1 protein-coding gene is annotated in these 19,189 nt (G+C 47.3%); it reads right to left on the reverse strand.

Annotation, left to right across the window (positions count from 1 at the left end):
- Positions 1–3: 3 nt before the first annotated feature.
- Positions 4–18,681: a T9SS C-terminal target domain-containing protein gene (locus B050_RS0112060; protein WP_018474178.1), complete on the reverse strand. Its 18,678-nt coding sequence runs from the start codon at positions 18,679–18,681 to the stop codon at positions 4–6.
- Positions 18,682–19,189 lie beyond the last annotated feature (508 nt).

Below are 19,189 nucleotides of genomic sequence, written 5' to 3' on the forward strand. Positions count from 1 at the left end.
CTTTTACTTTTTAATCACTTGAATCCAACCTTTAAACTCCGTTTCATTTCCTTGCTCATCATAGCAAAGGAGAATATAGAAATAGGTGCCGGCGACCTGCCCTGGAGCATTCCAATCATTCTGATAATTTTCCTGCTCTAGTACATGGTCACCATATCGATTGAAGATCGTTATCTTATTACCTGCATATTTCCCTAGGCCGAGCACCTCAAAGGTGTCATTGTCTCCGTCCCCATTTGGCGTGATGACATTCGGGATTCGGAATGGATTGATCTGGTTGATGTCTGTGGCGGTATTATCTTCCGGCTGAATATCCGTTTCCATCGCCTCCACCGTTGCGGTGTTGATGAGGGTGGAAGGTGCACCGGCCTCCACGCTGACCGTAATCCTTACCTCTCCTCCTACCGGAAGTAAAGGCATCGCCCAGATGATCTCCTGTCCACTTATATTAGTATTGACCAGAATATCATCATTATTGGTGCTGATGACAGAGCCCAGGTACCTCAGTTCGTCAGGAAGTATATCGCTGACAAATACATTGGTGCCGTCGGTATCATGGACATTGGTCACGACCAGCTCATATTCAAACTGGTCACCTTCGAAGATCTCCAGTCCAAAAGAAGTCTTGGTAATGGCCAAATCCACCTCGTCATTTACCAAGGTAAAGGTGATGATCGCCGTGTCAAAATTCTCCTCATCACCAGTTTCCTCCAGACGGTAGCTCAGCTGATATTCACCTGGTGCATTCACTCCAGGTAGCAGACTGAGGTCACCATTATTAGCGACATTGAGGCCTAGCAATCCGGCATCATCTGTGATGACAATCGTCACCTCCGCTGGCTGAGCCTCCTCCCCATCGAATAGATCATTGGTGAGCACATTGCCCATCACACCATCATAGCTCAGGAAGAATTCACCGAAGGCATCATCATTGGCAATAATCTCCTCTTCCACTAGGCGGCAACTTAATCCATAATCAAAATCAGGGACATCACCAGGACTGATCATCTGCACCAGGGTCTGCGGTGTGGTAAATTCACAAAGCAGATTCTCCTGTAAAGCAGCCGTCCTTCCATTGCTATTTGGAATCACCTTCACCTGTCTGGTGGCCGCTAGACCGATGCCATTTTCGGCAAAGGTACTATCAGGCCTCAGCGTAATGGTATATTCTCCAAACGGATCAGACTGCGTCAGTTGATGTTGCCAGAATCCATATTCATTTATTTTCTCCTTACGGAAATAACCATTGGGTCCTTCGATCTCTATATTCAAGCCTGTGGAATTTCCAAAACCACCCTTATTTAGTTCCCCTTCATTGGTAGGGCCTTCATAGCTGCCGTCCCCATTGAAGTCAAACCACTCCCAATTATTAATATCCAATAGCGCACCAGGCACCAGGGTATTGAGGGTGACTTGGCCATCATTATTGGCATCATACCATTCATTCTGGGTCTCATCGGCATTCTGATCATACCATGCATAGCCATGAATTACCGGTACGCCGGTGGCGGCATAGGCGAAATCCTGAAGGATGTATTGGCAATCGGCGACATTTACATTAACCGATCTCTCATTGACTGGATAGAGCTCATCGACCTTATTGAGGTTTCTGTCAAATACCGTCAAGGTATAAGCGCCTATGGCTATTCCCTCAAACTGGTAGGTTCCCTCCTCATCGGTGATCGCTATCAATCCTTCACCACGGTCAGCACCTACTGGTATCAATACCACAGGAACATTTGCCAAGCCTGTATTGGTGTCGGTGTCGATCACCTGGCCGGCGATGAAGGTATTGCCTTCGCAGACCACTTCTACCGCTGCACGATCTGAGTCTTCCACTATTTGGCCATTGATGCCTGTACCACTTACACTGGCGATATTGACGATATCCACCTGAGCCGCTATATCCTCAGCAGTTACGGTATATTCTGCGGTAATGGAGCTGGACTGTCCAGGAATCAAGTCACCTATCAGCTGCTCCGTCCCGGTCATAGGATCAAGGATGGTCACAGCCGTCAGGAGCACATTACCCATATTGGTAGCAGTCAGGGTATAAGTGATTAGCTCCCCAGGCGCTGATACCATTTGCTTATCAGCTGACTTCTCGAGTAAGATCGCTGGCAGCTGGGTCGCCCTTACTCTGGCAGAATCCTGGCTGCTGACTTCTATGCCATTAGGACTTTGGCCACTTACCGTGGCAATATTAATTACAGACCCTGCATCCAGATCCGCCTGCACGATGGAGTAAGTACTCTGCAGCTCCATGGATTCGCCCACCGCCAGATCACCAATACTGTGGTTGAGGCCTGTGAGAGGATCCCTAAGGATGACCGAACTCAAGCTTGTATTTCCGGTATTGGTAGAGGTCAGGGTATAGCTGATCACCTGTCCCACCGTACTGTACTTATCAGGGCTTGCGATTTTTTCCAGAAGTATCATAGGCTGCTGAATGGCAATCACCTGATAGCTATCTTCATCTTCCACGAGCAATTCTGCCGGGCTATATCCCTGAACGGTAGCAGTATTGTCAATATATCCTCGATCAATATCCGCAACCTGCACCTGATAGCTGCTTTCCACCGCCCTGTTTTGGCCCGGAATCAGTGTGCCAATGGTCCTGTCCAGGCCAGTAAGAGGATCTCTAATCTGAACCTGATCGAGGCTGACATTCCCCGTATTCCTCACCGTCAAGCTATATACCACGGTCTCACCGGCTCGATATACAGTGTCCTTATCGGCTGACTTGCTTATGCTAATGGAAGGAGACTGAACCACATTGATCAGCACCATATCCTCAGCACTTACTTCTATTTCCTCAGGACTATATGCCACCACACTGGCGGTATTTTGGACAAAACCGGCATCAAGATCTGCCTGAGTCACAGCATAGGAAGTCTGGACGGTCCCTGATCTTCCCGGAACAATCATTGGCGCAGTTTCCTTATAGTCCGTCATGGAATCCAGTAAAGTCAGATCATATAAGGTGACATTCCCAGGATTGCTCACCGTAAGTTCATAGGTAATTAGTTCACCAAGCGTAGAAACTTCCGTTTTGTTGGCCGATTTCACCAAGACAATCGTCGGGTTTTGAATGGCATCCACCTCGGCAGTAGCCTCATCAGAAACCTGGATATTCAGCGGAGTCCTACCGCTAGTCGTTGCCGTATTGCTCACAGATCCCTGGTCAATATCCGCTTGGGTGATGAGGTACTCCGTGGATAAGCTGACGCTCTCCGCCGGATCCAGATTACCGATGGCTTGGTCTAAGCCGGTCAGCGGATCGCTCACCCTTACTCCCAGTAAAGTCACATTTCCTGTATTGGTGATCTCTAAGGTATAATCAATTTGATCCCCTACATTTTCAAAACTGCTTACCGAAGGTGTTTTGCTGATAGAGATAGCTCCCTCTTGGACCGCAGGGACGATAGCCGAATCAACATCCTCCACCAACCTGCCCGAAGGAGATACACCAGACACCGTAGCGGTGTTATCCACCTGTCCAAAATCAAGGTCATTCTGATCCACCGTATAGGCGGTATTATAGGTTCTACTTTCCCCTGGGCTTAGTCGGATTATGGACTCATTCATGCCCGTCAGTGGGTCAGTCACCGTCAGTCGAACCAGCGTCACATTTCCGGTATTGGTGACGATCAGCTCATAGGATAACTCTTGTCCGGTTTGGTTATAACTTTCAGTTAAAGGGTTTTTCTCAATTTTCACCCTTCCAATTCTCACGGCATTGACTTTAGCATCATCCTCATCGCTAATGATAATATCTGAAGGATCTGTACCTTCCACCACTGCGGTATTGGTCACGGAACCAGCATCTATATCTGCCTGGGTAATCTGATACGTGGTATTAAAAATAAGCGTATCACCGGGAGCCATACTACTGATGTCTTCTTCGAGGCTCGTCAATGGATCGCTGAGATGCACATCGGTGAGCGTGGTATTTCCGGTATTGCTGATGGTAAGGGTATAACTGATTTGCTCATCCACCTCATAGTATACCCTAGGGCTGGCCACCTTATCAATAGATATGGAAGAAGCCTGTCGTCCGCGGACTTTGGCATCATCCTGATCGGAAACCGTCAGACCTGCTGGGCTGATCCCCTGGACTGTCGCCGTATTGCTCACCAGACCGATATCCATATCCTCCTGATTAATAGTATAAGAAGTGGAATAGGTGGCAGTCTCTCCTGGGGCAAAACTATTAATCTGAGTGCTAAAGCCGGTCAGAGGATCAGTGAGTACCACCTCTGTAAGGGTTACGTTTCCGGTATTGGTCAGACTTAGCGTATAAGGAATGATATCTCCGGCAGCATCATAAAACTGCACATCGGCGGTTTTCACGAGGCTGATGCTGGCTGAGCGCAATGCTTTCACCAGAGCCGAGTCGTCACTTTCCACCACTTTGTCGGTCGGGCTGGTGCCGGTGACTGAGGCGGTATTGCTGACAGATCCACGATCAATATCCTCTTGACTAATGGTAATCGAGGTATTAATAGTTACGATTTCCTCCGGTTCCATTTCTCCAATGCTCTGATTCAATCCAGTTAAAGGATCGGTAACCAGCACATTGGACAGGGTGACATTTCCTATATTCTCTATCTCCAGGGTATAATCGATGACTTCATCCGGGCTGGAATATAATTTAGGATTCGCTGTTTTCTTAATTTCTATTGCACCTTCTCCTCTGGCTCCTACCACCGCCTTATCGGTATCCGATACCTGCTCTCCATCCGGGGTATCGGCGGTCACGGTGGCGGTATTGATGAGGATAAGCCCATCGATATCTGCCTGGCTAAGGGTATAATTGATGGTATAAGTGCGGCTTTCACCAGGACCTAGCAAGGCTATATTCTCGGCAAATCCCACCTTATCATCTTCTACTACCACGGAGCTAAGGGTTAAGTTCCCAGTATTGGTAACGGTAAGGGTATAAACTACCACTTCCCCGGCATTTTCGAAAATACGTGGGCTGGCCGTTTTATCGATCTCCACCGCTCCCGCTTGCAGGGCTTTCACCGTCTCCGTATCGTCATCTTCTACCATCACCCCACCAGGCGTATAGCCCAGAGCAGTCGCCGTATTAATGACTTCCCCTTGGTCAATATCACTTTGCTTGATCGAATAGCTCGTGGTAAAAGTTCTGCTATCTCCCGGAGCGAGTTTATCGATTTCCCGGTCAAATCCTGTCAAAGGATCCTCTACCTGTACTGATTCCAAACTGATATTACCATCGTTGATTACCTCCAGGGTATAGCTGATGATATCTCCAGGGCTATCGTACGTTTTCGGATCTGCCGTCTTATGGATAATGATACTTGGAGCTTGCTGCGCAATTACAATTGCACGATCCGAGTCGGATACGCTGGTATTATCCGGCGCTTGCCCGCTGGTCGTAGCATCATTGATGATCTCACCATTATCCAGATCCGCCTGAGTCACTTCGTAGCTTATAGTATAAGTGCTGGTACTGTCCGGAGCGAGGCTCGCCACAGTCTCATCAAAAGTAGTCAGTGGATCCACCGTATTCACATTCGTCAAGGTGACGTTTCCTTCATTGGTCACCACCAGTGTATAGGTGATGATTTGGCCAAGCTCGGAATAGGTTTTCGGACTTGCCGTCTTATGAATAGAGATGGCGCTATACTGATCGGCTGGCAGGCTGAGTGAGGTTTCATCACTTACTTGCTGCTTCGAATCGGATATCCCCGTCACATTAGCCCTATTCACGATCTCACCATCATCCAAGTCTTGCTGGCTAACATTATAGGTACTGTTGACAGTGATAGCTTCTCCTGGTTCCAGGCGTCCTATATTTTCCTGGAAACCATTATGAGGATCACGTATGGTCACCTCATTCAAGCTGACATTGCCGGTATTGGTGGCGGTAAGGGTATAGGTGATGGTCTCATCTACCAGACGATAAGAGTCCAGGTCGGCAGTTTTCTCCAAGGTGATGGAAGGACTTTGTACAGCTGGGACGGTGACGGCATCCTCATCGGCCACTTCCACTCCTTGTGGACTGATGCCAGTCACCAAGGCAGCATTGATCACCCTTCCACTATCTAGGTCAGCTTGGGTGATGGTGTATTGAGTAGTGAGAATTGCGGATTGGCCAGGGGCCACATTATCTGCCGCTCTGTCCAGCCCTGTGAGTGGATCCACCAGGTGGACCTCTAGGAGGGTGACATTCCCAGTGTTCTCTGCATATAAGGTATAGGTGATGACATCTCCTACCTCATCATAACTATTTACATCAGCTTCCTTGGTCAGCAATACATCTGGATCAGGAATACCATATACTGTAACTGATGCACTATCCACCAAGGTTTCTCCTTGTGGATCCAAGCCGCTAGCATGGGCATCATTGATCACCTGCCCATTGTCCAGATCCGCCTGACTAGTGGTATATCGGGTGATGAATTCCTGACTTTCTCCTGGCGCCAAAGTCGGGATGCTGGTGTTTAATCCAGTAAGTGGATCGGTTACCAGCACCTCAGTCAGGCTTAAGTTCCCTGTATTGGTCACCACCAGGGTATATCTGATTACCGTCCCTGGAGCGTCAAATTCATTAATATTGCTGGATTTCTCGAGGCTAATGGCTGGTTCCTGCCTTCCTGGAAGGGTCAGGATCGCTGTGTCTCTTGCAGCCTCCGCGGCATCAGAATAGCCAATCACGGTGGCTTGATTATCCAGATAGCCGCGATCAAGATCTGCTTGTCGAATGGTGTATTGTCCCTGGAAAGCTTGAGAATCGCCAGGCAACATCCTTCCCCCACTGAGGTTCATCCCTATCAGTGGATCATTCAGGTTTCCATTACTAAGCGTTACATTTCCAATATTGGTGACGGTGAGCGTATAGGTGATTTCTTCCCCTACCTGCGTATAGGTGGCTATATTAGCCTCCTTGACCAGTTGCACCGCTGGTAACTGTACTGCTGGAACCTGTGCTGTATCTCTATCTATTATAATTTGCCCTTTAGGGGTGAGCCCTTGCGCAGTAGCTATATTTTCTATTCCCTCCGCATCCAGGTCCTTCTGCTGGGAGGTGTAGCTGGTGGCAAAAGTAAGTTCCGCTCCCGGCTCCATAAGCTCCACAAGTTCATCCATTCCCGTGAGTGGATCGGTGATTGCTACTGAGCTCAAGCTGACATTCCCTGTATTGGTTACCACAATGGTATAAGGGATGAGGGTTCCCACCGCATCAAATTGAGCGATATTCGGGGTTTTGATAATTTGAAGGTCTCCATTGATATCAGCTGGAACAAAAGCTTCCGCCTCATCGCTTACTGAACTCAATGTAGGGGTTAAGCCCATTGCAATGACGGTATTGTTTACTCCTCCATTATCTATATCTACCTGGCTGGATTGATAGCTGGTCCTGAAGATCATCTCGTCTCCTGGAGCCATCGTCGCAATGTCCTCTGCCATACCGGTAAGAGGGTCAGTTACGGTGACATCAGTGAGGGTCACATTACCAGAATTGCTTACTGCAATGGTATAGTTGATCATATCTCCGGCAGTGTCGATATGAGTTTCATCAGGGGTTTTGGTGACAGTGATCTCTCCTGATCGACGTACCAGTACCACAGCACGATCCTGGACGGATCCAGAAACACCATTTGGCGCCACTGCTGTCGCTGTGGCAATATTGGTAATTCTTCCAAAATCAATTTGCGCTTGCGTGGCATTATACGGAACTGTAAAAGTACGTATATCTCCCGGCGCCATGGTACCTACCTCCACTTCAGCACCTATCAGGGTATCAGAGAGCTTCACCTGCTGAAGAGTAATATTTCCATTATTGGTAAGCACAAAGGTATAAACGATCTCCTGACCAGCGTAATCGATCAATAGAGGATCAGAAGTCTTCTGAAGGTCCAGGCTCGCTGCCCAGGAAGCCACCACCAGAGCATCATCTGCATCCGATACCGCCTGGCCATTGCTGCCGGTACCTTCTACCGTGGCGCGGTTGCTCACTTCCCTTCGGTCCATGTCTTCCTGACTTACCGTATAGCTGGTGTTCAAGAGCACTTGCTCCGCAGGAGCCAGGCTAGCGATGGTTTGCTCAAAACCCGTCAATGGGTCTTTCACTATTAAGTTTTCCAAGGTTAGGCTGCCTATATTCTCCACCATCAACACATATTCTATTTGCTCTCCAGCGGCAGCATAAGTGTTTTTGTTTGGTGTTTTGGTAATCTCTACGGCAGGCTCCCCATTACTATAAACCCGTATTTGATCGGTATCGCTGACCGTACTTCCATCTGGTAAATTGCCAGTGGCGGTAGCGGTGTTCAGTACAAATCGGCTATCGACATTCTCTTGGGTGATGGTATAAATGGTATTATTCGTCTTGGCTTCCCCAGGGGCCATGGTGCCCACTTCCACTTCCATATTGGTCAATGGATCCACTGCCACCACATTGCTTAGGGTGACATTACCGGTGTTTTTCACTGTAACAGTATAGGTTACCTCATCACCAGCTTTATCGAATATTCTAGGAACTGCAGATTTGGTCACTAGAATACTTCCTGCCTGCTGGGCATCGGCAGTATAGGTATCCTGATCACTAATGGTGTCACCATTCGGCGCTAGACCCGTCGCATCTGCAATATTGGTAAATGAACCATTGTCTATATCCTCCTGTGTGATGATGTATTGGACGGTATATAGTTTGCTTTGACCAGGACTCAGTACGCCGATATTTCGGTTGAAGGACAATTGATCATCGGAAGTCATCACCTCAGATAAAGTGACATTCCCCACATTACTCACCACGATGGTATAGGAGATTACCTGCCCCACCTCATCATAAGTATATAGGTCGCCTTCTTTGGTAATCTGGATGGCTTCTATCTGATCAGTGAGTACCAGGTAATCATCGGTATCATTTAGCAAATCGCCATTTGGATCTTTAGCACTTACCACGGCAGTATTTGGGATTTCTCCATTGTCCATATCCTGCTGACTCACTGTATAGGTGCCAGTATACACTAACTGTTGGCCTGGGGCCAAACTAGCTATTTGTTCATTATTGCCCGTCAGGGCATCGGTAAATTCGATATCTGTCAGGCTTAGATTTCCATCATTGGTGATGGTAAAGGTATAAGTGATGACTTCGCCCTTATCAAAAACCTTAGACTTATCCGCTTCTTTCAGGATAGAAATCGAAGGATCCTGAATAGCGAGTACCTGCTCATCCGCACTGTCCGCTACCATTTCTCCATTAGGATCGAATCCTTGTGTGCTGGCAGTATTATCTATTTGTCCCTGATCCAGATCTTCCTGGTCAATGGTGATGCTGGTAGTATAAGTACGGCTATCACCAGGGCTCAGACTAGCGATGGACCTGGACAAACCAGTCAATGGATCATTGACAGTAATGGTGTTCAAGGTGACATTTCCTGTGTTTGATACCTTGATCGTATAAGTAATCGTCTCGCCTACCGTATCATAATTTTGAGGCGAAGCCGTCTTCGTAATCTCAATAAGTGGATTCTGAACAGCATATACGATCACCTCATTGGATTGGACATCGAGTCTGCTGTCACTCACATCCAAAGCCGTGGCGGTGGCGGTATTGGCATAGCTTCCTGCATCGAGGTCTTCCTGACTGATGCTGTGCTGTGCACTGATATAGGCCACTTCACCAGGACTTAGCAGGCTGATAGGGTTGCCTTGGGTAATGTCCGTATTAGGGTCAGCCACCACAATATTATGAAGTGTGACATTCCCAGTATTGGTGACTTTGATTTGATATAGGCTATTATCACCTACCGCATCGTAGGTTGGGGTGCTGGTAGATTTCTCAATAATAAAGGAAGGTTCCTGAATGGCATTAAGGGTAACCTCATTGGAAACCTCCGCTACGGTATTGTTTTGTGGATCCTTGCCGTTGGCGGTAGCTTGATTGGTATAGTACCCCTGATCAATATCCGCCTGCACCACGATATGTCGGGCGGTAATATCTGCCGATGCACCTGGTGATAATCTTGTAATAGGACTGCCAGTCAAAATGTCCGCCCTCGGATCGCTCACTTCGATATCAGTCAAGGTGACATTACCGGTATTGGTGACCGTAATGGTATAAGGGATTTCCTCGCCGACGCTTCTGTAGGTGGTCTTGGTACTGGATTTCACCACTTGCATATCTGGCGTCTGAATGGCCGGCACGATAACCTCATTCGAACTATCAGATACTGATTTATTATTGGTGTCTTTGCCAGTGGCCGAACTGGTATTCCTATATTCTCCGGCGTCAAGATCGGCCTGCGTGACGGTATGTGTAGCGGTGAAGCTCAGTTCCTCCCCAGGCGCCATCGTTGCGATATTGGTGGAGCCCTGGATGTCTGCTTTGGGATCTGACAAGGTAATATTGCTAAGCGTGACATTACCCGTGTTCGCCATCACGATGGTATAATTGATGATGTCTCCAACCTCATCATAGCTCTCCGTACTGGAGGATTTGGTCAGGGTAAGCTGAGGATTCTGTACAGCAGGCACAGTGACCTTATTAGTATTATCGCTGATGGGGTTCCCAAAAGGATCATCTCCGGAGGCATTGGCCTGATTGATATATTTGCCAGCATCCAGGTCTGCCTGCACCACTGTATGCTCAGCGGTGACAGTCACCGTTTCATTTGGAGCAATGCTCGGGATAGGGTTCGTTCCAGTGATCACCGTATTAGGGTCAGTCACCAGCACCTCAGAAAGGGTGACATTGCCGGTGTTTTTCACGGAAATAGTATATTGGATCACCTCGCCCACTGCGTCATAATTGGCGGTGGAGGAAGATTTTGTGGCCTGTATTCCAGGCAATTGTGTGCCTATTAATAACTCTGAATCAGAATCGGTAAGCGTATTACCATTAATATCCAGTGCTACCACGGTGGCGGTATTGGCTAGCTCACCCCGATCCACATCCGCTTGGGTGATGGTATAAGGGTCTTCAAAATCATGTCTTTCACCCGGATCTAATTGATCTACAGTCACATCAAGATTGATCAGAGGATCAGTGACCTGCACATCGAATAAGGTTATATTGCCTGTATTCTGCACAAATAAGGAGTAGTGGACTTCCTCGCCAGCATAGATATAGCCATTTTCTGCTACATTTTTGATTAGGTTTATGGAGGGTGATTGGGAACCATTGATGATTTCCGTGTCTTCCACATGGATAAGGTTACCTTCCGGATCAAAGCCATCTGCAGTGGCCGTGTTTTCTATAGTCCCCACATCCAGGTCATTTTGGGTGACCCTATAGAGTTCATGAAAGGTAGTCGTCTCCCCAGGTGCCAGGGAGGCAATCGTTCTATCCATTCCAGTCAAAGGATCCTGAACCCTAATGGTACTGATGGTTTGATTTCCTGTATTGGTGACAAAAATGGAATAGTTTAAGAAATCCCCTACCTTAATATATCCAGCTTGCTGTACAAACTTCAATAGGGTAAGTTCAGGTCGGATCAGTGCCGGTACCGTTTCCTGACCTATGGCATCTGCTAAGTCACCAGCCTGGACGGTTCCATTTGCAGTAGCGGTATTTTGAAATTCTCCATTGTCCACATCTGTTTGGACCGTCTTATATTTTCCGGTATAATTCCAAATTTCTCCTACATCCAGCACCCCATCTTTATCGGTATCACCGCCTCTATAGGTGGGGCCTTCCAGCAGATTCGGGTCTTCCACACTCACATCGCGAATACTTACATTCCCTGTATTCTCCAGTTCAAAGGCATAGTTCAGGTACGTATCAGGCTTATTGAAGGAATTAGGCTGTGTAGTGCTGGTTTTGGTGAGCGTCCAGGAAGGCTGTAGGTCAGCAGGAATGGTTTCTTCATCCTCTACCGCCTCTAAGGTTCCTCCCGCAGGCTCACCAGAAGCGGTGACAGTATTCGTATAACTTCCCGCATCAATATCCGCCTGAGTGGCAATATGACTTGCGGTATATACCCAGGTTTCTCCAGCATCCAACTGGCCGTCTGAGTCCAGGTCACCGCTGATCAGTGCTGCAGGACTGTCTGCTTCCGGATCGGAAAGTTGGATATTTCTGACCACCACATTGCCGGTATTAGCCAGGCTAATCTCAAAAGTCATAAGGTCTCCGACTGCTGCATAGGTATTAGGAACCGTGGTACTCACCTTGGTGATCTCCCATTCGGGCTGCTGATCCGCAGGTACTGTCACACTAGCTCTGCCATCCCTGAGGTTACCCCCGGCAGGAGTTCCAGTGGCGATGACCGTATTGGTATATCCACCATTATCCAAATCATCCTGATTGGTGGTATAGGAAGCAGTATAGGTCCAAATTTCGCCTACCTCCATGATGTCATTTTCATTGGTATCTCCACCCGTATAAGTAGGGCCAGAAAGGGCGGTGGCATCAGTGACGGTCAGATCGCTGATAGTGATATTACCGGAATTACTTACCGTAATATCATAATTAATCTCCTGCCCCGTTTGGTCAAAAATGGCGATATCTTGTGTTTTAGTGACGGTCAATTGAGGGTTTTGCTGAGCAGGGACCACCGCCGTGTCTGTTTCCACAACTGGATTATCATAAAAGTCACTGCCACTCACCTGAGCATTATTAGTCACATTGCCAGCATCCAGGTCTTCCTGGGTGACACTATAAGTCGCCGGGAAAGATTCGCTTTCTCCTGGGGAAAGAACGTCAATGGTCGTGCTCAGCCCAATTAACGGATCGACAATTTCCAGATCAAAGAAGGAGGTATTTCCTTCATTGGCAACAGTCACCGTAAAATGTATTTCCTCATCCACGGAAGAAAAGGAAGTTTCCGTGGCGGTTTTTGTAAATACCAATTGAGGATTCTGTGCTCCATAGATTCTAACCGTGTCCAGGTCGCTTACTTCCTCGCCTTTGGGAGCTGTGCCGACCACATCAGCGATATTCTCCACATAGCCTCTATCCAGATCTTCCTGGACCACCGAATAGGTAAAGTCCACTCGCTCCAGCTGATCAGGGGCAAGGCTGGCATAGCTCTGGCTTATTCCCATCCTATCATCCGTGATGAGCACATCAGAAAGGGTTACATTCCCCTCATTCCTTATAAAAATGGTATAGTTCAGTACTTCATCAACATTTTTATAACCTGACTCAGCGACGGTTTTTCTTATTTTCAAATCTGGGCTTTGACTACCATAGATGATTTTGGTATCACTATCAGCCAAGGTTACCGGATTGTCCGTTTGGGCAGTGGCGGTATTGGATATTTCTCCCAAATCCACATCTTCCTGAGTCACCTCATAAGGGAAGGTGAATACCTCAAAACTACCAGGACTCAAGGAAGGGATCTGCTCGCTGAACCCTGCCAATGGATCAGTCACTGCTATCGAGGTCAGATCGACATTTCCAGTATTGGTGACTCTAAGGGTGTAAGTGAGTGTTTCGCCTGCTGCACTATAGCCCAGAGGACTTACATTTTTGTCTATCCTGATTGAAGGCCTATTCTGCCCATCAGGAAATATGGTGTTGCTGTCATTGTCCGAAATATCATCACCATCCGGCGAGGTACCTGAAGCACTGGCGGTATTGGTGATGGAGCCATTGGCCACATCGGCAGCGGTAACCGTATAGGTGGTGGTTAAGGTCACTGTTTCCCCTGGTGCTAAGCTAGGAATCACATCAGTAAAACCCGTTAGTGGATCAGTCACCTCCACATCGGTCAAGGTCACATTTCCCGTATTGGTAACGGTGATGCTATAGGTGATTTCATCTCCCGCTTGGGTAAACTCATCTGGGTTGGCAGATTTAATAACCAGGATATCTGGATTCTGATTTCCATTGATTACGATATCATCGGAGTCCTTAACTTCATTGCCATCCGGATCTACCCCGTCAATATCGACGACATTGGTCACTGAACCATTGTCCACATCTTCCTGGGTGACAGTATAGGTGGTGGTATATGTGAATGTTTGACCAGGCTCCATTAAAGGAATGGTCTCTGTAAGGCCTGTCAACGGATCCACTACGGTAGCATCGCTAATATTTACGTTGCCTGTATTCACCACGGTGATGGTATAGTCTAGCTCATCACCTGCTTCATAAAAACCACTTTGGTCCACCGTCTTTAGAATATTGACTGAGCCGGTCTGCCCACCATTGATAGTGACATCATCGGTATCTTCCACCGGATTTCCGTCCGGATCTTCGGCAGTTACAGTGGCCGAATTAGTTACTGAACCTGCATCCACATCCGCTTGGGTTACGGTATAGGTGACTGGGATTTCAACAGTTTGACCGGGAGCCAAAGTGCCTATATCTTCTGTTGTGCCCGTCAGCTCGTCCGTAACCACGACATTGTCCAGGGTGAGGTTTCCTGTATTGGTGACGGTAAGCGTATAGGTAAGTACATCCCCTGCCTGCACATAACCTTGCTCATCCAGGTCTTTTTCGATGCTGATAGTAGGATCTTGGCTGGCATTGGCAGTCACATCATCAGTATCATCCACGTCCACCCCATCGATATCCTGCCCTGAAGCGGAAGCGGTATTGGTAAAGCCTCCATTGTCCATATCGGCTTGGGTGACGATATAGGTCCCCGTAAAGGTCTGGCTCTCCCCAGGCTGCAGGTCTCCTATATTTTCTGATAAGCCCAGCTGAGGATCTACCCCCACCACATTGACTAGCGGCATATTACCATCGTTGGTTACTGTGATACTAAAGGTAATTTCCTGGCCTGCATGATCGTAGTTTTGCGGTGAAACCGTCTTCTCGATGCTTAAAGAAGGTACTTTTATGGCGTCGATGGTCTCATCATCGGTGACGTCATCCAGCTCTCCGTTGGTTGGAGTTCCTGAGGCGCTAGCGGTATTGGTATAGCTTCCGTTATTAATATCCTCTTGGGTAATGGTATGATTAGCAGTATAAACCCAGACTTCTCCTGGATCGATCTCTCCATCCTGATCTGTATCGCCAGATTGGTAGGTGGGATCTGCATCAGCCTGGGGATCGGAGATGACAGGGTTCTGTATCGAACTGTTGCCGGTATTTTCCACCTCAATGGTATAAGCAACCGTTTCGCCCAGGGTCTGGTAAGTGGGCTGACCGGCGGTTTTGGTGAGGGTCCAACTAGGATCAGGAACCACCGGAACGGTTTCATTGTCATTTACCTCCGGTAAATCACCTCCAATGGAGATACCATTTGCAGTGGCCACATTGGTATAGCTTCCTGCATCCACATCAGCCTGACTTACCTCATAGCTGGCTTCATAGGTCCAGCTTTCTCCCACATCCAGAATATTATCCGAATTGTCATCGCCGCTTATATAATCAGGACCAGCGCTTGCTGTGGGGTCAAATACCTCTACATTGGTAATGGAAACATTCCCAGTGTTTACAATTACAATATCATAAGTAAGAATATCTCCAGCCTGAGAATAATTGCCGGAGGCATTGGTGTTATTTTTTGAAATGGTCCATTCCGGAAGCTGGTCTGCGTCCACTGTCTCAGAGTCAGAATCTTCTGGGAGAGTGCCTGCCGCGGGATCACCTCCAGCCATAGCGGTATTGGTGAAGCTTCCGTTATCTATATCCTCCTGAGTCACCGCATAAGTAGCCTCATAGTTCCAGATCTCACCCACATCCAATACCCCATCACTATTGCTATCTCCCGATACATAGGTAGGTCCGGTAGTCGCTTGCGGATCGCTTACGGTAGGGNTATTGATCGTGATATTGCCAGTATTTTCTACCGCAATGGTATAAGTGATTTCTTCTCCTACCTCATCATAAGATCCTAGTGTTGACGTTTTTAGGACGGTAATTTTTGGCGTTTGAGAGGCATTTATTGTTTCATCATCCTCAGAATTATAAGGATCACCATTTGGATCATCTCCCGTCACTGTGGCTAGGTTGGAAATACTTCCATTGTCTATATCTTCCTGTGTCACAGTATAGGTGGTGGTCAGCAGAATGAGTTCGCCAGCGTCGAGCACCTCTATGGTCTCTGTATAGCCTGTAAGGGGATCGACCACCTCTACATCGTTCAAAGAGACATTCCCATTGTTCTGGACATATAGGGTATAGGTAATCACCTCTCCTACCTCACTATAGCCACTTTGATCCGAAACTTTCACTATACGTATGGAAGGATCCTGCACTGCCGGGATCGTAATCTCATCTGTGACATCCACCAAGTCTCCTCCGGCAGGGGTACCAGAAGCGGTAGCCGTATTGGTAAAGGAGCCATTATTCATATCGTCCTGCGTCACCACATGGGTAGCAGAATAGATCCAAGTCTCCCCGGGAGCCATAATATCATCTACCCCCTGATCGCCACTTATATAAGTGGGCCCGGTGGTGGCCTGTGGATCAGAAATAAGCACCTCACTGATGGATACATTTCCTGTATTGGTGATTTCAATGGTGTATTCCAGAGTTTGTCCTACGGAATTATAGTTGATTTCATCCGTACCCTTAGTGATGGTCCATTCGGGAGTTTGCACCGCAGGTACGGTCTCATCTTCCGAAGCATCAGGCAGGTCTCCACCTGCGGGAGTGCCTGAAGCAGTGGCAGTATTGGTATAGCTTCCTGCATCGATATCTGCTTGGGTGACGGTATAGCTCGCCGTATAAGTCCAGGCTTCTCCCACATCCATGCTATTATTAGAATTGCTATCTCCTGAGGAATAGTTGGGACCTACGCTAGCACCTGGATCAAGGATCGCAATATCATCTATGGAAACATTCCCCGTGTTTGTCACCACGATTTGGTAATCGATGACATCCCCCGGAGAGGAGTATTCCAAGGCATCGGTAGCCGTCTTACTTATGTCCCATGAGGGGTTCTGGATGGCAGGAATCGTCTCATCGTCGGAGGCATCGGGTAGTGTTCCACCAGCTGGATCACCAGAAGCAGTAGCCGTATTTTGGTATTGCCCATTATCTATATCCTCCTGGCTCACGGTATAGCTTACCTCATAATTCCAGGTTTCACCTACATCCAGAATAGAATTACCATTATCATCACCTGAAATAAGCTGCGGTGCGGCATCAGCTCCAGCATCGCTTAGCTGTACGTCCGAAATGGAGACATTCCCTGTATTGCTAAGGCTAATATCATAGTTGAGCGTTTCTCCTGGATTGGTATAGTTATTCGGGTTAGTCGTGGAGGTTTTGGTTAGGGTCCATGAAGGCTGCTGATCGGCATCGACTACTTCATTTGCCGTGGCGGTATCCAGTTCGCCTCCTGCGGGGCTGCCATCTGCACTTGCATTATTGGTAAATTCGCCGCGGTCCACATCTTCCTGAGTCACGGTATAGCTACCGGTATAGGTCCATATTTCCCCCACTTCCAGAATCTGATTATTATTGGTATCCCCTGAGCTGTAATCGGGACCTGTACTAAGATCCGGATCATTTAGAACCAAGTCTGAGATGGATACATTTCCGGTATTGCTAAGGGTAAACTCATAGCTAAGTTCCTGTCCGGGACTGGTGTATTCGCTGGGGTTGCTGGTGCTTTCCTTGGTGAGCACCATGGCCGGAGACTGCTGAGCGGGCACAGTGGCCGAGTCTTCTTCCGGGTCCAAATTTCCCGCGAGGGGATCACCATTTATCTGGACGCTGTTGGTAATGCTTCCATTGTCAATATCGGACTGGCTCACCGTATATTCTGCCGAATAGGTCCAGGTTTCTCCCGGATTTAGGATTCCATCTGAATTACTATCTCCCGAGACAAGAGTGGGAGCTTCATCTGCCAGGTCATCGCTTAGCTGAACTTCACTGATATTTACATTACCAGTATTGGCCACTTTGATTTGGAAGGATACCGATTCGCCAGGGCTAGTATAGTTAGGGCTTGTAGAGGACTTGTCCACCGTCCAGGAGGGATTTGCTACCGGGTTGATGGAATTGGAGGCCTCATTATCTGAGCTGTCGGGATCTTCTTCATTCAAGGAGCTGATTTCAACACTATTTTCATAGGTGACGGATCCATCCAGTGGTTGTAATACGAGTAATTTCAGATTTAATGTCGCAGAGGCTCCAGCTCCAAGACTAGCAATATTCCACTGCCTATTACTTTGGTTGATATTTCCCACACTGGCATTTGCAGAGCTGTATTGAAACCCGGATCCAAAGTCATCTTGGATGAGGATATTGGTAGCAGTGGAAGGGCCATCATTCGTTACGGTGATCGTAAAAGTAACGATATCTCCAATGGCCGGACTGGCATTGGATACACTTTGGACGATGGATACTGAGGAAACCGCTATCGGTCGGATGTTTACTGTGGAGGTATTGTCAGCGGGGTTTTCATCTTCTTGATTGGAAGATATGCTGGCACTGTTTTGATATTCCCCTGAAGGGTTTACCGTAGCGACAATCTCCAAGGTGGTACTATTGGTTTGTCGCAGCACACCTATCCCCCATTGACCGGTGGATGGATCGTAACTTCCGCCGCCATTATCCGAGACATAGGTATATCCTGAGGGAAGAAGGTCATCGACCACCACGCCGGTGGCTATGATAAACCCTATATTTGAGGCCTCAAGGCTGAAGGTAATTTGATCCCCGACCTGAGGCCTTGCTGAATCAGCAGTAAGGCTAATTTTCAGGTCATTAGTTGCTGATTGAGAATAGGCCAAATGAATGCAGGCCATGCTGAGAATCAGAAAAAAAAATAGAAATTTTTGACGCACCAAAGTCATAGTGTTTAATGAATTAATTGAAGCCTATGCCCCTTACTATTCCTAGCAGGATGACACTGCTTCCTTCCGTTGATAGTTATACAATTCTAATCTTTCAAAAAAGACCTTTTGGATCTTAGCGGTACTTGGTATTTTTTACTGTTGATAGCGTAAGATTTTATCAGGTTTTCACCAGAAATCAGTTTTTATAAAGGGATTTTAACAATCTTCCAATAAAAATTCACATAAAAAAAAATGGAACAATATTCCTTGGGCATTTTCGTTGAAAATTGGCAAAATACCCCTCATATTGCATCCATCCCTTCATTTATATTCCCGCCTTCCCCTCATTTATCACTAGTATTCTCGACAAAATCAGGTCAATTCACCTATTCAAATTGGCAATCCTAAATAATAATTCGTATATTTTTTAGGAGTTATTTCAGTACATATTACCAAGAACCTTCAATAAAAGTAAGGAATAATTTCTAATTGAAAAGTCATATTATGTTTTGAAAAAGTATTATAA

It is taken from the genome of Echinicola pacifica DSM 19836 (assembly GCF_000373245.1).
Taxonomy (GTDB): domain Bacteria; phylum Bacteroidota; class Bacteroidia; order Cytophagales; family Cyclobacteriaceae; genus Echinicola; species Echinicola pacifica.